Source organism: Flagellimonas allohymeniacidonis, from assembly GCF_004296335.1.
Lineage (GTDB): Bacteria > Bacteroidota > Bacteroidia > Flavobacteriales > Flavobacteriaceae > Flagellimonas > Flagellimonas allohymeniacidonis.
The window spans coordinates 1,377,081-1,396,028 of record NZ_SGIU01000001.1; the positions used below are offsets into that span (position 1 = coordinate 1,377,081).

At 41.4% G+C, this 18,948-nt stretch carries 17 protein-coding genes; 5 read left to right on the forward strand and 12 right to left on the reverse strand.

Annotation, left to right across the window (positions count from 1 at the left end; genetic code table 11):
• The first annotated feature begins 42 nt into the window (after positions 1-42).
• Complete coding sequence (gene uvrB, locus EW142_RS06265; protein ID WP_130611214.1) at positions 43-2,031, forward strand: excinuclease ABC subunit UvrB; 1,989 nt, start codon at positions 43-45, stop codon at positions 2,029-2,031.
• Positions 2,032-2,133: 102 nt separating this feature from the next.
• On the opposite strand, the gene EW142_RS06270 is transcribed toward uvrB, so the two are convergent.
• The 5 genes from EW142_RS06270 to EW142_RS06290 all read right to left on the reverse strand — a co-directional run bounded on the left by EW142_RS06270 (position 2,134) and on the right by EW142_RS06290 (position 5,672).
• Entirely contained in the window at positions 2,134-2,559 is a 426-nt protein-coding gene (locus EW142_RS06270) for an Hsp20/alpha crystallin family protein (protein WP_130611217.1), read from the reverse strand.
• Between the two features lie 117 nt (positions 2,560-2,676).
• Positions 2,677-3,078, reverse strand: coding sequence for a TerB family tellurite resistance protein (locus EW142_RS06275; RefSeq protein WP_130611220.1), 402 nt, complete (start codon positions 3,076-3,078; stop codon positions 2,677-2,679).
• Between the two features lie 165 nt (positions 3,079-3,243).
• Positions 3,244-3,582 (reverse strand): hypothetical protein, encoded by a 339-nt coding sequence (locus EW142_RS06280; RefSeq protein WP_130611223.1) that lies wholly within the window; start codon positions 3,580-3,582, stop codon positions 3,244-3,246.
• Between the two features lie 195 nt (positions 3,583-3,777).
• Positions 3,778-4,971, reverse strand: coding sequence for an ADP-forming succinate--CoA ligase subunit beta (gene sucC / locus EW142_RS06285; protein WP_130611226.1), 1,194 nt, complete (start codon positions 4,969-4,971; stop codon positions 3,778-3,780).
• A 62-nt stretch (positions 4,972-5,033) separates the two neighbouring features.
• Positions 5,034-5,672, reverse strand: a complete 639-nt coding sequence (locus EW142_RS06290) for an LON peptidase substrate-binding domain-containing protein (protein WP_130611229.1) — start codon at positions 5,670-5,672, stop codon at positions 5,034-5,036.
• A 165-nt stretch (positions 5,673-5,837) separates the two neighbouring features.
• On the opposite strand from EW142_RS06290, the gene lysA reads away from it, so the two are divergent.
• From lysA to EW142_RS06305, 3 genes are all read left to right on the forward strand, one after another.
• Complete coding sequence (gene lysA, locus EW142_RS06295; protein ID WP_130611232.1) at positions 5,838-7,079, forward strand: diaminopimelate decarboxylase; 1,242 nt, start codon at positions 5,838-5,840, stop codon at positions 7,077-7,079.
• Positions 7,080-7,129: 50 nt separating this feature from the next.
• Complete coding sequence (locus EW142_RS06300) at positions 7,130-7,495, forward strand: DUF3995 domain-containing protein (RefSeq protein ID WP_240740184.1); 366 nt, start codon at positions 7,130-7,132, stop codon at positions 7,493-7,495.
• Positions 7,496-7,564: 69 nt separating this feature from the next.
• Complete coding sequence (locus tag EW142_RS06305) at positions 7,565-8,095, forward strand: thioredoxin family protein (RefSeq protein ID WP_130611237.1); 531 nt, start codon at positions 7,565-7,567, stop codon at positions 8,093-8,095.
• 62 nt (positions 8,096-8,157) lie between these two features.
• On the opposite strand, the gene EW142_RS06310 is transcribed toward EW142_RS06305, so the two are convergent.
• The 3 genes from EW142_RS06310 to guaB form a co-directional block, all read right to left on the reverse strand.
• Positions 8,158-9,747 carry a hypothetical protein gene (locus tag EW142_RS06310; RefSeq protein ID WP_130611240.1) on the reverse strand — a complete coding sequence of 530 codons (1,590 nt, stop codon included), beginning with the start codon at positions 9,745-9,747 and terminating at the stop codon, positions 8,158-8,160.
• A gap of 214 nt (positions 9,748-9,961) precedes the next feature.
• Positions 9,962-11,557, reverse strand: coding sequence for a hypothetical protein (locus tag EW142_RS06315; RefSeq protein WP_130611243.1), 1,596 nt, complete (start codon positions 11,555-11,557; stop codon positions 9,962-9,964).
• An 86-nt stretch (positions 11,558-11,643) separates the two neighbouring features.
• Positions 11,644-13,116 carry an IMP dehydrogenase gene (gene guaB, locus EW142_RS06320; protein ID WP_130611246.1) on the reverse strand — a complete coding sequence of 491 codons (1,473 nt, stop codon included), beginning with the start codon at positions 13,114-13,116 and terminating at the stop codon, positions 11,644-11,646.
• Positions 13,117-13,558: 442 nt separating this feature from the next.
• On the opposite strand from guaB, the gene EW142_RS06325 reads away from it, so the two are divergent.
• A complete protein-coding gene (locus tag EW142_RS06325; RefSeq protein WP_130611249.1) occupies positions 13,559-15,781 on the forward strand; it encodes a TonB-dependent receptor family protein in 2,223 nt (740 codons plus the stop codon).
• Between the two features lie 58 nt (positions 15,782-15,839).
• Here EW142_RS06325 and EW142_RS06330 read toward each other — a convergent pair whose 3' ends face one another.
• From EW142_RS06330 to EW142_RS06345, 4 genes are read right to left on the reverse strand one after another with little or no spacing between them, the layout of a single operon-like run.
• Positions 15,840-16,703 carry a hydroxymethylglutaryl-CoA lyase gene (locus EW142_RS06330; RefSeq protein WP_130611252.1) on the reverse strand — a complete coding sequence of 288 codons (864 nt, stop codon included), beginning with the start codon at positions 16,701-16,703 and terminating at the stop codon, positions 15,840-15,842.
• A gap of 21 nt (positions 16,704-16,724) precedes the next feature.
• Entirely contained in the window at positions 16,725-17,378 is a 654-nt protein-coding gene (locus EW142_RS06335; protein WP_130611255.1) for a LysE family translocator, read from the reverse strand.
• Positions 17,371-18,429 (reverse strand): quinone-dependent dihydroorotate dehydrogenase, encoded by a 1,059-nt coding sequence (locus tag EW142_RS06340; protein WP_130611258.1) that lies wholly within the window; start codon positions 18,427-18,429, stop codon positions 17,371-17,373. Before EW142_RS06340 ends, EW142_RS06335 begins: the two co-directional genes overlap by 8 nt.
• A gap of 54 nt (positions 18,430-18,483) precedes the next feature.
• The gene (locus EW142_RS06345) at positions 18,484-18,903 is read right to left on the reverse strand and encodes a hypothetical protein (RefSeq protein WP_130611260.1); all 420 of its coding nucleotides are present in this window, start codon (positions 18,901-18,903) and stop codon (positions 18,484-18,486) included.
• Positions 18,904-18,948: the final 45 nt, after the last annotated feature.

An 18,948-nucleotide genomic window follows, 5' to 3' on the forward strand; every position in this document is an offset into this window, starting at 1 on the left:
TAATCTTTCTTTTTTGGTGTGGCTCTTTCGTAATTTTATTCCATGAAGTTTCAAGTAGTTTCAGAATTTGATCCCACCGGAGATCAACCTCAAGCCATACAACAACTTGTGGAAGGAGTGGAGACCAATGAACCCCACCAAACCTTGTTGGGCGTTACAGGGTCCGGTAAAACATTTACCATTGCCAATGTAGTGGAGTCAGTTCAACGACCAACTCTAGTACTGGCCCATAACAAGACCTTGGCTGCGCAGTTATACTCCGAGTTCAAACAATTTTTTCCAAATAATGCTATAGAGTACTTTGTATCGTACTATGACTACTATCAGCCCGAGGCTTATATTCCAACCAGTGGACTTTATATTGAAAAGGACCTTTCCATTAATGAGGACATTGAAAAATTGCGCTTAAGTACAACCTCTTCCCTCCTATCAGGCCGAAGGGATGTATTGGTTGTGGCCTCGGTCTCCTGTTTGTATGGAATCGGAAATCCGATAGAATTCCAGAAAAATGTAATCTCAATTCATAAAGACCAGGTGATTTCCCGCACCAAATTTCTAAAGCAATTGGTGCAAAGTCTCTACTCAAGGACAACAGCGGATTTTAGAAATGGGAATTTTAGGGTCAAGGGGGATGTGGTCGATGTTTTCCCCGGATATGCGGACCATGCTTTCAGAGTCCATTTTTTCGGGGATGAAATCGAGGAGATTGAAGCTTTAGACCCCTTCAATAATAATGTAATTGAGGTATACGAGAATCTAAACATTTATCCGGCGAACATGTTCGTTACCTCTCCGGATATCCTCCAAAATGCCATTGTTCAAATTCAGGATGACCTGGTGAAACAAATCGATTACTTCAAAGACATTGGAAGACCCCTTGAGGCAAAGCGATTGGAGGAACGCACCAATTTTGATTTGGAAATGATTCGGGAACTCGGGTACTGTTCCGGAATTGAAAACTACTCAAGGTATTTGGATGGCCGTGAACCAGGTACACGACCCTTCTGTTTATTGGATTACTTTCCAGAGGATTACCTGATGGTAATTGACGAAAGTCATGTCACCATTCCACAGGTACATGCGATGTACGGCGGTGACCGCTCTAGGAAGGAAAACTTGGTTGACTATGGCTTTCGGCTTCCCGCAGCGATGGATAACAGACCCTTAAAATTTGAAGAATTTGAAGCCCTGCAAAATCAGGTAATTTATGTAAGTGCTACACCGGCAGATTATGAGCTGCAACTCAGTCAGGGGGTATATGTGGAACAGGTAATTCGCCCTACCGGACTTTTGGACCCTGAAATCGAGGTGAGACCCAGTAAGAATCAGATTGATGATTTGGTGGAGGAAATACAAAAACGTGTGGAAGCCGATGAGCGGACCTTGGTCACCACTTTGACCAAACGTATGGCCGAGGAATTGGCCAAATACCTAACACGAATTGATGTACGCTGCCGCTACATCCACAGTGATGTGGATACACTGGAACGAGTGGAAATCATGCAAGATCTCCGCAAGGGCCTTTTTGATGTATTGATCGGGGTAAATCTTTTACGAGAGGGGCTCGACTTACCTGAGGTGTCCTTGGTAGCCATTTTAGATGCGGATAAGGAAGGGTTTTTAAGAAGCAATCGGTCCTTGACCCAGACTGTGGGCAGGGCTGCACGTAACCTTAACGGGATGGCCATAATGTATGCTGATACGATTACGGAGAGTATGCAGAAGACCATTGATGAAACTGATTATCGAAGGGAAAAACAGCAGTCCTACAATCTCGATAACAATATCGTTCCCAAAGCACTGAACAAAAATCTGGACAATGCCTTGGCCAAAAACTCGGTTTCCACCTATCATTTCCAGAAGGAAGAACTGCGGGCAGCCGAGCCAGATATTGAGTACCTTACTCCAAATCAAAAAGAAAAACTGATCCGAGAAAAAAGAAAGGCCATGGAAAAAGCCGCCAAGGAACTGAACTTTATGGAAGCGGCCAAGTTAAGGGACGAAATAAAGGTATTGCAAGAACACGAATAAAGAAAGCGCGCTCCCTCCAATTAAGGAAGGAAACGCGCCTCCAACTAACCAACTAAACCAATCATCATGAAACACCTAAGTTGGTGTTCTTTCATCCTACCCTTATCCTATAGAAATTAATCTTTTAGGCTTGGGCAGTGCTTCTTCCTTTTTCGGCAGGGTCAACGTTAGAATTCCGCTCTCATATTTGGCGTCAATCTTAGAACCATCCACTGTTTCGGGAAGTGTAAAAGCTCTTTTGAAAGCTGTGTATGAAAACTCTTTGCGAGTGTAATTTTCGTTTGATTCTTCGCTTTCGGTTTTTGCCTCACTGGAAATGGTCAAAACATCGTTATCCACTTCCACTTTAAAATCATCTTTTTTGGCTCCAGGCACTGCTAGTTCCAATGCAAAGCCACTATCATTTTCCTTAATATTTACCGCCGGTAAATCTGTATTCCATCGGTCAACGCCTCCAAACCAATCTGGTCCCAAAAACTCATTGACCAGGGAAGGGAAAAATGGGTTGTTTCTTTTTACGATACTCATGGTGATTCAATTATATATTAAACTTCAAAATCACCTTTCTTAAGTCAAAACCTATACCATGTACTTTTTAATGCCATTTTGGCATTTTCTTAATAAAGAAAGCTGTCATTATGACATTTAATTGTAATGGGCCTTGAAGATTTCAATCAATACTTCTGGAGGAACAAGCTTGTTGGGATATTTGTGCATTATTTGAAGCACTTGCGTCACCGCTGAGGGTGGAAGCCCCATTTTTAAACCGATGTTGTGAAGTGTATGGATTTCTTTCTCATGTTGTTCTTCATCAATGTTCATGAGCAATACCAGCCGGTGAAACTGTACAATTCGCTCTGCCTGCGACTTAAAAACCGGTTTGGCCACCTTTTGTTTCAATAAGGCATCAAAAGAGTCCTTGTTAATCCCCAAATTGGCAGCTACACCAACCAAAAACTGATATTCAGAGTTCTTCAGGGATTGATCTACCCGGGCAAATGCAATCATTTGGGATAAAATATCCAACTTCTCCTGTCGAGTATCCATTGAATTGGGATTGATATTAATAGATAACTCAAAACTCCTATGGTTTAGTGCATAAAAAATCCTGAGGACTCCCCAGGATTTTATTGACTGATTTAAAAACCTACGTTGCGCGTTTATTCGAATAAGAAGAACATGGACCTATTCCTGCCATATTTTATACGAGGATTAGTTCCCTTGCCTGGGCACGATTCGAATGTCAACGGTAAATTGCCTTCCCTCTTTAAAATCCGGAATAACAACCTTTTTATTGTTCAATGATCGGGTCAAGAATCTTTTTACTTCCACAAAATCGGTTTGCACCACCAATACCTCAATCCTTTGTTCCTCGTTTAAAGTGAAAAGTACTGTTGCCGTTAAATCCTGATTCTTGGCACAAATCGAATTATCGGCCAAAAGTTCGTGGATTTGTCTTGTTAGGGTCTTGTCTTTTTTGGGCGGATTGGCCATTGCACTGGACGATACCAATGTAGCCGCCAGAATCGAAGCGATACTTAGTTTTCTCATGATGTCTATTTTTGATTAATGATTGATGTATATCAAATAGACAGAAAAGCAATCCAAATGTGTCTTTCAGGATTCCCAATTAACAATCCCTTGGGGTATTTTTAGCACAATTTATGACAGTAGCCCCCAGACTTCGGAAGAAGGCATAAAAAAAGGACCTAATTGGTCCTTTGTAATTTATGTGTACGATAATCCTTAGGAGAGCACTTCCTTTACCTTATCCGCTGCTTCCTGGAACTGTACAGCGGAATGCACAGCAAGTCCTGAGTTATCTATAATCTCTTTGGCTAATTCGGCATTGGTTCCTTGAAGCCTAACGATGATAGGGACCTTAATGGCATCCCCCATATTTTTATAAGCATCAACAACACCTTGGGCAACACGGTCGCATCGAACGATTCCCCCAAAAATATTAATAAGGATAGCTTTTACATTAGGGTCTTTAAGAATGATTCTGAATGCCTCTTCCACTCTTTTCGCATCGGCAGTACCTCCAACGTCCAAAAAGTTGGCAGGTTCCCCTCCAGCCATTTTGATCAAATCCATCGTGGCCATGGCCAAACCAGCTCCATTGACCATACAGCCTACATTTCCGTCGAGGTCTACATAATTTAGACCCACCTCACGGGCTTCAACTTCAATCGGATTTTCTTCACGCAGATCCCGCATTTCAGCGTAGGGCTTTCTTCGATACAGAGCATTGTCATCAATGGTCACCTTAGCATCAACCGCCATGATCTTATCATCTGATGTCTTCAAAACCGGATTGATTTCAAAAAGACTGGCATCACTTTGATCGTATGCTTTGTACAAGGCAGAAACAAATTTCACCATTTCCTTGAAGGCCGCACCGGAAAGTCCCAAATTGAAAGCGATGCGTCTTGCCTGAAAAGGCAAAAGTCCGGTAGCTGGATTAATCTCCTCGGTAAAAATAAGATGTGGGGTTTTCTCCGCTACTTCTTCAATGTCCATACCTCCTTCGGTAGAATACATGATCATGTTTCTCCCCGAAGCACGGTTCAAAAGAACCGACATATAAAATTCATTCGTTTCGCTATCCCCGGGATAATACACGTCCTCAGCAACAAGCACCTGATGCACTTTCTTACCTTCGGCAGAAGTTTGGGGGGTAATTAGGTTCATCCCTATTATGCTTCCAGCCAATTCTTCAACTTCCTTAAGGTTTTTTGCCAATTTGACACCTCCTCCTTTTCCACGACCACCTGCATGGACCTGGGCTTTGATTACGTGCCAAGCGGTTCCGGTTTCCTGAGTGAGCTGCTTTGCGGCATCCACTGCCTGCTTCGCGTTCCTTGCTACAATGCCACGTTGGATACGTACGCCAAAACTGGCCAAAATTTCCTTTCCTTGATATTCGTGAAGATTCATTATCAAACAGACTTTAAGTTGCCGACAAAAATAGAAAACGAAGCGTAATTACCCTAACGAAGTCATATTTTAAAATCTTTAAAATCCAAAGGGTCAAAATTTTTGAAATGTCCATTCATGTCAATAAGATCTTTGGTTCGATTGACCTCTTGCAGAACCGAAGTTGTTGTTTGCAAATGCTCCTTGATGAACAACAACCTGTCCGTTTCTTTGGGGATTTGGAGAAGTCGATATTCTTGTTCAAAGGAGAGTCCCATTTTGTGCGCCAAAGAATAGCTATTGAATTGTTTGGGTGATATTTTGGTAAAGGGTACGTCCATTAAATCATACAAGCGTTCAACCTGTTCCAACACCTCATTTCTTAGGTCATCATCAGCATCATTTTCAGAATCCAAAAATTCAATGTCTCCTCCAGCATATAGCTTACCCTCCATTTGGTTTTCGAACGATAAAATGCGAAATACCTGTCGAGCCACACAAACCACGTCCATTTCTCCACCTTGGTAGGTGGTAACCACCTCAACCAATTGAACTTCCGTACCAAATGCAATGGTGTTGTTTATGTAAACAGGAATACCAAAAGTCAAAGCTTCCTTCCTACAGTCCGTAATGAGCTGTTTATACCGTTCCTCAAAAATGTGCAGTGGGACCGTTTCTCCTGGAAAAAAAACGGACTGCAGTGGAAAAAGGGGTAATTTCATGCTGCGAATTTGACTTAAAAGTACAATGACAGGGTTAAAGAACAAAGGCTTTTTCCTGTTCAATTGTTATTTTTTAAACATTTTGTTATATTTTTTTTAATTAAGTTTCTTATTCTTGTGGTTCTAAATGTCTTCCGTTAGATTTGCTTTAAAGTTTGATAGCCCATGAAAACTGCTACCCTATTGGAAATTGCCGACGAATTTGGCGCTCCTTTATACGTATATGATGCTGAAAAGATAGCTTCACAGTACGAACGTCTGACCCATGCTTTTAAAGGCGTTGGCCATTTGCGATTGAATTACGCCGCAAAAGCGCTATCCAATATCAGCATACTCCGTTTTATGAATGTGTTGGGAGCCGGACTGGATACCGTTTCCATTCAAGAAGTTAAATTGGGATTGATGGCAGGTTTTCAACCTGAGTCCATTATATTTACTCCTAATGGAGTGTCCTTGGAGGAAATCGAGGAAGCATCTGCTTTAGGGGTACAGATCAACATTGACAATCTTTCCATTTTGGAACAGTTTGGAAGCAGATACCCCAATGTTCCTGTTTGTATTCGTATCAATCCCCATGTGATGGCGGGTGGCAATTCCAACATTTCAGTAGGACATATCGATTCAAAATTTGGTATTAGCATCCATCAGATTCCACATTTATTACGGATTGTGGAGCTCACCAAAATGAACATTAATGGCATCCATATGCATACCGGAAGTGATATTCTCGATATTGATGTGTTTCTGTATGCCTCAGAAATTCTGTTTGAAACCGCCAAAAACTTCAAAAACCTAGAATTCATCGATTTTGGAAGTGGCTTCAAGGTGCCGTACAAAGCTGGGGATATTGAAACCAATATTGAAGAACTCGGGAAAAAATTGACGACTCGGTTCAATCAATTCTGTGAGGAGTATGGCAAAGAACTGACCCTAGCCTTTGAACCCGGAAAATTCTTGGTTAGCGAAGCTGGGCATTTTCTTGCCAAAGTCAATGTAGTGAAACAAACTACCTCAACTGTATTTGCGAGTGTGGATTCAGGTTTCAACCATTTAATTCGACCGATGCTCTACGGAGCTTCCCACGAGATTCACAATATTTCAAATCCCAAAGGGCGTGAGCGTTATTACTCCGTGGTAGGGTACATTTGTGAAACCGATACTTTTGGAAGCAATCGGCGAATCAATGAAATATCCGAAGGAGATATCCTTTGCTTCAAAAATGCGGGAGCGTATTGTTTTACGATGGCCAGCAATTACAATTCCAGGTACCGCCCAGCCGAGGTGCTCTGGTACAATGGAAAAGCGCATTTGATTAGAAAAAGGGAAACTTTTGACGATATACTTCACAACCAAGTGGACGTCCAAGGATTATTTGAAACGCCTACTGCCAAGGCCATTGCCAAATAGATATGGATGTATTGGCCATATTCCTAGCAATCACCCTTACTTTTTTGGCCATGCTTCACTTTTATTGGGCAATATTTGGTATAAAGGATCCTGAAAGGGTGGTTCCTGCAATTGGTACCGACCAAAGAGTCAAGACACCGGGAAAGCTCGCCGCGACTTTTGTAGGTTTGGTCCTGTTAGGTTTTGCCCTTGTATTTTTAAATAAGGTTATTCTTTACTTGAATTTTCCTTGGCTCAGTAATATTTCGATTGGTATTGCGATAATTTTTCTTGTAAGAGCCCTTGGCGACTTTAAATATGTGGGTTTTTTTAAAACTTCAAAGAACAGTAAGTTTTCAGCACTTGACACTCGCTACTATTCACCTTTATGCCTGCTTATGGGTATTCTGATTTTGGTCCTTGAGCTATTCTCCTAAACACTATTTTGGCACAATTTTCGTTAGTTTTGTAGAAGTCGACGGACTAAAACCCAAAACACGAGAGAGATGCGCGCAATTTTTACCTACTTAACCATTTTGAATCTTTTGTTTTTTATTGTTCCTGTTTCAGGTATTCAGGCACAAAACGTGCAATGGATAAGCTGGGAAAAAGCAGTGGAGCTTGCCCAAACCGAAAGTAATCCCAAGAAAATATTTGTGGATGTTTATACGGACTGGTGTGGCTGGTGCAAAAAGATGGATAAAGACACCTTTCAAAATGCCGAGGTTGCAACCTATATGCAGGATAACTTTTATATGGTGAAGATGGACGCCGAAGGTAAGGAACCTATAAATTACCAAGGTAAGACCTTTAAGTTCATTCCATCCGGTCGAAGAGGGTATCATGAATTGGCCGCTGCCTTATTACAGGGGAAAATGAGTTACCCTACTGTTGTATTTTTAGATGAAAATTTGAATATGCTCTCTCCAGTTCCCGGCTATCAAAAAGCCAAGCCCTTTTTACAAATTGCCCGTTATTTTGGGGACAATATCTACAAAGACCAGGATTGGCAGACCTATTCCAGCGCTGGTAAATAGATTTTTTAGCTTATCGTCTCATTCATTGACCATATTTAACTTAGTTATTTCCCGCTATATATTTATTGCTTTAAATCTAACCGAAGAACAAAAGCATCCACAGGGTTATTTGCTTGGTTGTTGGCAAAACTTGATGTAAGTATCACATTTTCGTAATCAATTGAAGGTTCAAAACTATGAACGCTACTTCTATAAAATACTGGATCAACAGTGAGTGGATTTATGTCTACTGAATTTGCATTCAGCACTGATTGAACTGCTTCGGGAAATTCAAAGTTATTTAAAAAAGGAATTGTCATTGATGGAATCGGGCGTTCAATAAACGACCAGGCAAAAGTGACGTCAGAAGCTGCAGTGAACGTTTGTAGATAGTGATCTATATAGTCATATTCACCTTGAATATTAAGTGTTTCTCCAGATTTTGTGATATCGATATTAGGTATTGAGAACGGAACATCAGCACCTTTTTGCTTAGTAAATATTGTTTTTCCTCCAGGCCTTATCAGTGTCAGTTGTTTTGCATAAACATTCAACTCTGACAATAATGGTATTTCGATTGAAGTTCCCGGAGTGCCTCCCGAGACAAAATGGATTATGTGAAACTTGTGTGATTCATAATCAGATTCGTCAAAATAGCCCAACAGCAGTAGGTTAAAACTATCACCTTCTGGGATTGCCAATGAGGCAAGTTCGGCAGGAGGGCCAAAGTCGTCGATTGTAAAATCTGTCTTGGTAAAACCATCAATGAATAGATATGCATAATCAATAAGGCTCGATATTCCCAAAGGAGAATCAAGCTTCACAAAAAATGGAGTGTCCAATCCAGAAGCGAAACTTAAAGTATAGTTTGAAGTATTTGGAAAAATTCCCCCGGACAAAAATCCATGATACGAATTCACTCTTGCAATCCTATCTGTATCAATAATCAGATTTGCACTCTGATCACGTTCCACAGGTTGATTAAACATCTCTCGTTCTTCCTCTTCGGTTAACAGATGGGTTCCTGGTTTAATTCCACTATAAGAATTAACGTCTACTATACGATCCGAGGGATTCGTAAAATTTGTCAGCATAAATCTTGTTATAATCACATCTTGCCGATCAAATCCATCAGGAGCAAAGAAAATGACATCTTCGTCATCCTCAATCTTTTTAAAATCAACCAACCCACCTTCCAAATTGTTTATTGCAAAATACACTTCTGTATTTTCTCGAATAGACGCAGATTCACGTAGGGGATCCGGATATACAACCAGTAGCTTTCTCAATTCAAAACTCACTGTAGTGCTTCCTTCGTTACCACTATCATCCGTGGATTTCACTTCAAGGGTTTTTGCTCCGGAGTCAAAATCATAAGGATCCAGTTCAAAGGTGAAGTTCTTTTGGGTGCTTTGGAATATTTCCGTACCATCCAAACTAAAGGTCGTTGTAACCTGGTCCGATTCGTCCGTAATCTGAAGATTAAATTCAGTGAGGACCTCTATTACATCAGGTACACTTGATATGGAAATCGTCGGAGCGGTCTCGTCGGGTTGGCTTATATCGTCATCAGTGGTCTGCACAGGACCTTCGTCAGTCGGGTCTTCTGAACTACTATCACAAGAAAGAAAAGCAAAAAATAAGGCAGAACAATAGAGTAGAATTCTCTTCATTAGGTTATAGTTTAGTTTGTAAGATTGTTACGCCAATATAGAGCAATGAAGGGAATATCTCCAAAAAATTCAGATAAAAACAGTCAAATTCCTTTTGTCCACTTCAACCAGCAAAGACAACATCTACAAGGACCATCATTCACAGACCTATTCTGGAAGGAAATAGTTAACCAGTATTCTTATAACAGATACTAAGACAAGGTTATTCTATTCTTTACTGTTCCAAAATCAGCTGGATCCGAAAACTATCTCCTGCCTCATTATTGAGAAAGACAGAGGTCAATACAAGGTCAGTATAATTGATTTCATTCTCATAAGCATATACCGTGGTTGTATATGTTGAAGGGTCTGTATTTTCAGGATTTACCTCTATTGATTTGAGGGTAACTACATTTTGTATGGGCTCAGGAAATTCAAAAGTGCTTACAAAAGGAATCTCTTTAGTGTCATCCGAAGTATCCGTAAACGTCCAAAAAAAACTACTTGAGCCATTCCCTGTTGCATTGGCAGGTATAAATAAGTTATGTCTGATAAAATTGAACTCACCAGTAATAACTAAGGTCCCTCCTGTTCTTGAAATATCAAGATTCGGAATGGAAAAAGGATTCAAACCCTTTTGATCTATAAACCAGGTTATACCTCCAGGCCTATTCACTACCGTGCTTTTCTTAAAAACATCAAAATCAAGTATGACCGGCACCTCTATTGATTGGGAAACTACTGGTACTTCCGCATCTGTTCCTGCTAACCCGCCTGATTCTTCGTAAATTCTTTGAAATCGATTCTGCTGATAATCCATTTGGTTTGCATATCCATTTAAGCTAAAGCTAAATGATTTTCCCTCTGGGATGGATAAGGTCTGCAAGGTTTCCGGTCTAATAAAGTCAGAATCGTTATAATTCTGTTTGGTTAAATCGTCAATGAATAGATAGGAATAATCGTTAATGGGAGGACTTGAAGAAGGTTCAAGTCTCATCAGAAAATTTGAAGCAGCCCCAGAAGCATAATTTAAGGTGTAATTGTCAGATCCGGGTGGTCCCATATTCACAAGTGAAGCGTGATAGGAGTTCAACTCTGCTGTTCGATCAGAGTTCACCACAATATCCACGGATTGGTCTTTTGTCAAAACAGAATTGAACTTGGCCTCTACTTCCTCTTCAGAAAGGAGAAATGTTCCTGGCTCAATTCCGCCAAAAGAATCCAAAATAAGAAAATCGCCGGGTGAGTCCCTTACCAAATATCGAGTCAAAACAAAGTTTTGTCTCTCAAATCCATCCGGGGCATACAAAATCCCATCTTCCTCACTTTCAATTTTCTGAAACATGACCAATTCACCTTCCAGGTTGTTGATGGCCAGATATGCTTCTGTAGTGCTTTGATCAAATCTGCGAAAAGGATCAGGATAGGATACCAGTAGTTTTCTCAATTCAAAAGTCACTGTGGCACTTCCTTCGTTACCACCATCATCTATGGATTTCACTTCAAGGGTTTTTGCTCCTGAATCAAAATCGAACGGATCCAGTTCAAAGGTGAAGTTCTTTTGATTGCTTTGGAATATTTCTACACCGTCCAAACTAAAGGTCGTTGTAACCTGATCCGATTCGTCTGTAATCTGAAGATTAAATTCGGTGATAACCTCAATAACATCAGGGACACTTGATATGGTAATTGTGGGTGCGGTCCCATCGGGTTGGCTTATATCATCATCAGTGGTCTGCACAGGACCTTCGTCTGTAGGGTCTTCTGAACTACTATCACAGGAAAGAAACGCAAAAAATAAGGCAGAACAACAGAGTAGAATTCTCTTCATTTGGCTATAGTTTAGTTTGTAAGATTGTTATAACCAATATAGAGAAATGAAGGGAATATCTCCAAAAAATCTAGGCAAAAAACTACCTATCGACTGTAATTCGGACTTTCTTTCGTAATGGTAACGTCATGGGGATGACTTTCATGGATACCGCTTGCCGTGATTTTTACAAATCGTCCGGTTTCCTTGAGCGTTTCAATGTCCTTGGCACCACAATACCCCATTCCAGCGCGAAGGCCACCAATAAATTGGTGCACACTTTCAAACAAATCTCCCTTATAGGGGACTCTTCCCACGATTCCTTCAGGGACCAACTTTTTAATATCATCCTCAACATCTTGAAAGTAGCGATCCTTACTTCCTTCTTTCATGGCCTCAACGGAGCCCATACCACGATACGATTTAAACTTTCTACCTTCATAAATGATGGTTTCTCCTGGGGATTCCTTGGTGCCTGCCAACAAGGAACCCAACATTACAGTATCTGCCCCAGCGGCAATCGCTTTGGGAATGTCGCCTGTATAACGAATACCTCCATCTGCAATTACAGGTACGCCACTGCCCTTAATCGCCGAAGCCACCTCTAAAACGGCTGAAAATTGCGGGAATCCAACTCCGGCCACAACACGTGTAGTACATATAGAGCCAGGACCAATGCCGACCTTGACCGCATCTGCTCCGGCTTCCACCAAATACTTGGCTGCCTCACCGGTAGCAATGTTGCCTACTATAACTTCCAAATCAGGGAAGGCGTTCTTTACATCCTTTAGAATTCCTACCACACCTTTGGTGTGACCATGTGCCGTGTCTATCACAATGGCATCCACCCCGGCATTGACCAAAGCTTCTGCCCTATCAACCGCATCGGGTGTAACCCCAATGGCCGCCGCAACACGAAGTCGTCCATATTGGTCTTTATTGGCGATGGGCTTTTGGGTCAGTTTGGTGATATCGCGAAAGGTAATCAAGCCAACAAGTTCTTTGTCCTTATTAATTACAGGGAGCTTCTCAATTTTGTTTTCTTGAAGAATTACCTCCGCCTGCTGCAAAGAGGTTCCTTCTCCAACGGTAACTAAGTTTTCTGAGGTCATCACCTCAGAAATGGGGCGTTGGTTATTCTTTTCAAAACGTAGATCGCGATTGGTCACGATACCTATTAACTTTCTTTCATCATCAACAATAGGGATACCACCAATGCTGTGTTCCCGCATACTGTCCTTGGCATCGCTAACAACGGAATTCAGGGGAAGGGTCACCGGGTCCATGATCATGCCACTTTCTGCACGCTTTACCCTGCGTACCTTGTTGGCCTGCTGTTCTATGGTCATGTTTTTGTGAAGCACGCCAATACCTCCCTCACGGGCCATGGCAATGGCCATTTGCGATTCGGTAACGGTATCCATGGCCGCCGATACTATGGGCACATTGATGGTGATGTTTCGTGTGAACTTGGTCTGAATGTTGACTTCTCTTGGGAGTACTTCAGAATAACCGGGGACAAGAAGGACATCATCGTAAGTAAGTCCTTCTCCAACAATTTTTGAAAGGTGGGCTTCCATCGCAATTATGGATTAATTGCGTGCAAATATACCATATTTTATATCAAAAGTTGCTTCTTGGGCAAACAGGAAATATTTTGACATACCGGTATAGGGCCTAAGGCAATTGTAGCCTCTTATCTTTCTCAGGAAATTCTTCCTTTTTATCTCTAAACATGTATCCGGAATTTAAATAACAGCATAAAGAACCTGCCTTCCAACTGTTCTCTGGTGTTAATAGGTTTGATAGTGGTAATTTAGGGATCCGCAATTTTCTTTTTCTAAACCGCAACTCATCAACACCTCTTCCATTGTAACTCACAAGTAAAGAAATCGTTAGTTAAACTGAAGAAAACTTTAACGCAAAATAATTTTTATTTGTTCTAAATAAGCTTTGTGTAACGAGAACAATATCCTACTTTTGCTTCGTTTTTAACATTTATTTAAAATAAGTCTAATTAAAATGAACAGGATTTTATCCCTTCTTTTTTTGTTTTGCATCCTAACCGTACAAGCACAACAAATTTCTAACCCTATTGATTCCTCACTCATAAAACTTGACGAGGTGGTTCTGTCCGCCAAAGTGATCCTTGGAAGCAAGTTTGAAGCCAAAAACCGAACAGGCTCGGCATATTATCTGTCCGGCGAGGAGATAAAAAAATTCAATTACACCGACGTAAACAGAACCCTCCGAAGCGTTCCTGGTGTAAATGTCTATGAAGAAGATGGTTTTGGACTTCGTCCAAACATAAGTTTGCGGGGGACTTCCCCAGAGCGTAGTTCCAAAATTACCTTAATGGAGGATGGAGTATTAATCGCTCCCGCTCCCTACAGTGCTCCTGCGGCCTATTACTTTCCAACCATAGCAAGAATGCAAGCGGTGGAAATCCTGAAAGGTAGCAGCCAGGTGCAATATGGGCCCTATACTACCGGAGGAGCCATCAATATGATTTCAACGGAGGTACCCGAACAATTTGGGATATTTGTGAACAGTAGCTATGGAAGTTTTCAAAGCGGTAGAATTCATGCTCAATTAGGTGATAGCCGAAAAAACTTTGGCTATTCCGTTGAATACTTGAATTACAATTCAAATGGGTTCAAAGATTTGGACAATGCAGCAAATACTGGTTTTGACAAAAACGACCTAGTGGCCAAATTCCGAGTTAATACAAATCCAGATGCCAAATTAGGCCAGGAGTTTGAAGTCAAATTCCAATACTCCGATGAAGATTCCAACGAAACCTATCTAGGCCTTACGCAAAGTGATTTTGACGCTACTCCATTTAGAAGGTACGCTGGCTCCCAAGTGGATGAAATGACCAACGAGCACCTTCAATTCATGGGTACCCATACCTTAAAATTCAGCGATTACTTTAGAATTACCACCGTGGGTTATTACAATGACTTTAGCCGTAATTGGTTCAAGGTTGATTTTGTGACCATTAATGGAGAAAGGGAAGGGATTGGTACTATTTTCAATAACCCCGACACCTTTTCCTCTTATATTGACCTTGTTACAGGATCTGTTAATAGTGGTGATGGAGATTCTTTGAATGCGCGTGCCAATAACAGAAATTACCTTTCCACAGGAATTCAAACCAAACTTGATTATCATTGGACAGGGGAAAACACCTTTCATGATTTGGAAATTGGCTTGAGATACCATTATGATGAGGAGGACCGTTTTCAATGGATTGATGACTACGCCATGGTTGATGGTGTTATGCAACTGGTCAATGCGGGAATACCGGGAACAAATGCCAATAGAATCAGCGATGCGAGAGCATTTTCGAGCTACGCGCTCTACAAACTAAAATACAAAAATTTGACCCTTACCCCTGGTATTCGATATGAGAACATCAGTTTGAACCGGGAGAATTTTGGTAATGCTGATGTAAATCGGACTGGAATAAACCTTTCAGAACGCGAAAACAATGTAGATGTCTTTATTCCCGGGATGGGCTTCAATTACAATTTTGATAATATCTCAGTGTTTGGTGGGGTCCATAAGGGCTTTTCTCCACCAAGCAATCAACCTGGGGAAAGTCCGGAAGAAAGTGTTAACTACGAGCTCGGAAGTCGTTTTTCGTACGCTGGAATCACTGGAGAAGTGGTAGGTTTTTACAACGACTACAGCAATTTGTTGGGAAGTGACCTAGCTGCTACCGGAGGCACCGGTTCGCTAGATCAATTCAATGCCGGTGAAGTTAGGGTGCAGGGTCTCGAACTTCTTCTGAATTACAACTTCATTCAAAACGGCGATAAGTTTTTGATGCCCTTTACCTTCGCCTATACGTTCACCGATACCGAATTTCTGAACAGTTTTGGAAGTGAGGATGACCTATGGGGTGAAGTAACAGCCGGAGATGAATTGCCTTATATTTCAAGACATCAGTTTAATGGAACTCTATCCCTGGAGCATGAAAAGTTCGACATCAATTTGAGTGGAAGGTTCAATGGTCAATTTAGAACCGAAGCCGGAAGTGGTTCCATTCCGATAAATGAGCGAGTTGCTTCCAATTTTGTATTCGACCTAGGAGGTAGATATCGATTCAGTGACCATATTGCTTTTACAGCCAATGTGCTTAACCTATTTGACGAAACCTACGCAGTTGCGAGAGTACCTGCAGGATTACGTCCTGGCCATCCCTTCGGAGTATATGCGGGATTGGAATTGCGCTATTAGTATTGCAATAAATTAAGTTTAGTTAAAAGGGCATTTGAGTTAATTCGAATGCCTTTTTTTAGTGGTATACCGAAAACAATTCTGTTGCCTTGTTGTAGGCCGCTTCAAAAACCATCCAATTGACTTCCGTATCAGCTTTTTGCTCCGTAAAATAAGACAACATTTTCTCAGTGGGCATGTTGCCTGTGAGCTCATCTTTGGCCATAGGACAGCCTCCGAAGCCCTGAACGGCCCCATCAAACCTCCTACAGCCGGCCTTATAGGCCGCATCTACCTTTTCATGCCATTTGGTCGGGGTGGTATGCAAATGTGCCCCAAACTCAACATCAGGGTATTTTGGAATCAAGTTGGAGAAGAGGTAGTCAATTACTTCTGGGGTGGAGCTACCAATGGTGTCCGATAGGGATAAAATACCAACACCCATATCGGCCAGTTTTTCTGTCCACTCCCCCACGATATCCACATTCCAAGGATCTCCATACGGATTTCCAAAGCCCATCGAGATGTAGGTGACCACTTTTTTGTCCACCGCATTGGCAATTTCTAAAATACCATTTAAGGTTTCAACAGACTGGGCAATGGTCTTATGGGTATTCCTCATTTGAAAATTCTCGGAAATGGAAAAGGGATATCCCAAATAATCGATTTCCTCATGCTGGCAAGCATCTTGGGCCCCGCGTATATTGGCCACAATGGCCAACAACTTGCTTTGGGTTCGGGAAAGGTCCAATTGACCTAATACCTCAGCGGTATCAACCATTTGCGGAATTGCCTTTGGTGAAACAAAGCTTCCAAAGTCAATAGTGTCAAAACCACATCCCAATAGCGCTTGAATGTACCTCACCTTCTCTTGGGTAGGTATAAACGTCTTGATGCCTTGCATCGCATCTCGAGGACATTCTATGAGCTTGACTTTGGACATGGGCTAGATGTAAAAATAGCACTATTTATCCGATATAAATAAGTAAACAGCTATACCTAAAAAGACAACAATCTGCATCCATTTGAAAAAATCACCCGTTTTCGGATGTTGCATTGTGAATCTGGAAATGCTACCGGAAAGAACGGCTATGCTTCCAAAAACAAATAGGGTCACCAACATAAAAAGAAGCCCCAATACGTAAAACTGAACCACGGTATTGAGCGAATCACTGAACAAAAAACCAGGGAAAAACGCCAAAAAGAAAATTGTGACTTTTGGGTTGAGCACGTTCATGGTAAAACCCGTCCAAAACAACTTGGTTTTGCCCTTACGTTTTGCATTTTCTGAGGAAGATACATTGATTTTAGCATCACTGACATACACCTTGTAGGCCAAATAAACGAGATAAAGAGCTCCCGCTATCTTAATGGCCATAAAGAGGTTGTCATTACGTTTTATGACTTCGGAAACACCAAAGGCCAAGAGGGTGGTATGAATAATACATCCACTAACCAAACCTAGCACCACGGCAATCCCCGATCGCACACCATGGGCCAAACTTTGGGTGAGCACAAAAATGTTATCAGGTCCCGGTGATAGTGCCAACAAGGCAGACGTAACCGTGAATGCAATTAATATGACATGATTGACTACAAGAAAGTCCAAACTAAGCATGCGCCTTCGGTACTTCGGTTCGCTCCAAAATGGCCTGGTTGATTTGCTTAATGAGCGAAGGTCCCTCATAAACAAAACCTGTATAAAGTTGAAGAAGGTCAGCACCTGCGTCCAACTTTTCCAAAGCATCTTCTGCTGAGTGGATTCCACCAACCCCGATTATAGGAAAGGCCTTGTTACTTTTCTCAGCCAAAAATCGAATGACGTCCGTACTTCTTTGACTCAGTGGTTTTCCACTTAAGCCTCCTTTTTCTTCTGTGAGATACAAAGGTGATTTTAAGTCCTCCCTTACCACCGTTGTGTTGGTCGCGATAACTCCATCAATTTTGGTGTTATTTACGATGTCAATAATATCCAGGAGTTCTACATCGGTGAGGTCGGGAGCAATTTTCAATAAAATGGGCTTCTCAAGGATTTCCAGTTTTTCTGCCAGTTTTGAATTCTCCTTTTTTAACCTCTTCAGCAACTTGGTGAGAGGTTTTTTATCTTGAAGCTCCCGAAGTCCTGGTGTATTCGGAGAGCTCACATTGACCACAAAGTAATCCACGTGCTCAAAAAGGGCTTCGAAGCATATGAGATAATCCTTTACGGCATCTTCATTCGGAGTAAGCTTGTTCTTCCCAATGTTTCCGCCAATCAACACCCTGTGCTTTTTCTTTAAATGCTCTACAGCTTCAAATACGCCTTTGTTATTGAATCCCATTCGATTGATGATGGCTTGATCTTCAATGAGCCGAAATAGTCTTTTCTTGGGATTCCCCTTTTGTGGTTTGGGTGTCAGGGTTCCGATTTCCACAAACCCAAAACCAAAGTCGGACAGTTCGTTGTACAGGATAGCGTCCTTATCAAAACCAGCGGCAAGGCCTACAGGGTTTTTAAAGGAAAGACCAAAAACTTTTCTTTCAAGCTTAGGGTCTTGCAAGGCAAATTTCTTCCTAAAGATTATACCTAACCCCAAGGTCGAAAGAAGCCGAATCATCTTAAAGGAAAAATGATGGGCGGTTTCGGCATCAAGTAGGAAAAGGATGGGGCGAATTAGGAGTCTGTACATTAAGCGGATTTTGTGCAAAAATATAAACTCTTCATGCAGATTTTAACAATTAGGCTACTTTTCGTTGTTTGGTCCATTCACAAAGATGGGTCGCAATGAAATCCCACTGCACAACTCCAAATAAAACCCATATTGCCGTTCATTAAAAATGGAGAGAAGTCGCTTGTCGATCATTAGGGAATTCGCCTTCATGCTATCCAAGATATCTTTATATTCCTTTGAAACCTTCATCAAAACATCTGGAGGACTTTCCTCATTGCGCTTGAGCAAGTGTTTCGCCTTATCTTTTAATAGAGTGTTTCTGATTTTCAGCTCAGCACTCCAATTTCTCATTTTCTCTGTTTGTTCCTCGTTGAGTTGGAACACTTCAATAATGGTGTCATCGTCTTTTCCGCCAACCCCCAAGGGACACTCCTTTTGACTGAAAATATGCATGCTAAAGACGAAAAAAAACAAGGGTAGAACTTTTCGCAAGGTTGTTTGGCATTGGTTACTAGCTTGATAAGGTAATCTTTCGAC

Coding starts and splice junctions, on each gene's coding strand:
- EW142_RS06330 (WP_130611252.1), bottom strand. CDS start 16,703: ATGTCCAAAGTCAAGCTCATAGAATGTCCTCGAGATGCGATGCAAGGC.
- EW142_RS06305 (WP_130611237.1), top strand. CDS start 7,565: ATGCGCGCAATTTTTACCTACTTAACCATTTTGAATCTTTTGTTTTTT.
- EW142_RS06300 (WP_240740184.1), top strand. CDS start 7,130: ATGCTTCACTTTTATTGGGCAATATTTGGTATAAAGGATCCTGAAAGG.
- EW142_RS06275 (WP_130611220.1), bottom strand. CDS start 3,078: ATGGATACTCGACAGGAGAAGTTGGATATTTTATCCCAAATGATTGCA.
- guaB (WP_130611246.1), bottom strand. CDS start 13,116: ATGGAAGCCCACCTTTCAAAAATTGTTGGAGAAGGACTTACTTACGAT.
- uvrB (WP_130611214.1), top strand. CDS start 43: ATGAAGTTTCAAGTAGTTTCAGAATTTGATCCCACCGGAGATCAACCT.
- EW142_RS06335 (WP_130611255.1), bottom strand. CDS start 17,378: ATGCTTAGTTTGGACTTTCTTGTAGTCAATCATGTCATATTAATTGCA.
- EW142_RS06310 (WP_130611240.1), bottom strand. CDS start 9,747: ATGAAGAGAATTCTACTCTATTGTTCTGCCTTATTTTTTGCTTTTCTT.
- EW142_RS06270 (WP_130611217.1), bottom strand. CDS start 2,559: ATGAGTATCGTAAAAAGAAACAACCCATTTTTCCCTTCCCTGGTCAAT.
- EW142_RS06290 (WP_130611229.1), bottom strand. CDS start 5,672: ATGAAATTACCCCTTTTTCCACTGCAGTCCGTTTTTTTTCCAGGAGAA.
- sucC (WP_130611226.1), bottom strand. CDS start 4,971: ATGAATCTTCACGAATATCAAGGAAAGGAAATTTTGGCCAGTTTTGGC.
- EW142_RS06340 (WP_130611258.1), bottom strand. CDS start 18,429: ATGTACAGACTCCTAATTCGCCCCATCCTTTTCCTACTTGATGCCGAA.
- EW142_RS06325 (WP_130611249.1), top strand. CDS start 13,559: ATGAACAGGATTTTATCCCTTCTTTTTTTGTTTTGCATCCTAACCGTA.
- EW142_RS06280 (WP_130611223.1), bottom strand. CDS start 3,582: ATGAGAAAACTAAGTATCGCTTCGATTCTGGCGGCTACATTGGTATCG.
- EW142_RS06315 (WP_130611243.1), bottom strand. CDS start 11,557: ATGAAGAGAATTCTACTCTGTTGTTCTGCCTTATTTTTTGCGTTTCTT.
- lysA (WP_130611232.1), top strand. CDS start 5,838: ATGAAAACTGCTACCCTATTGGAAATTGCCGACGAATTTGGCGCTCCT.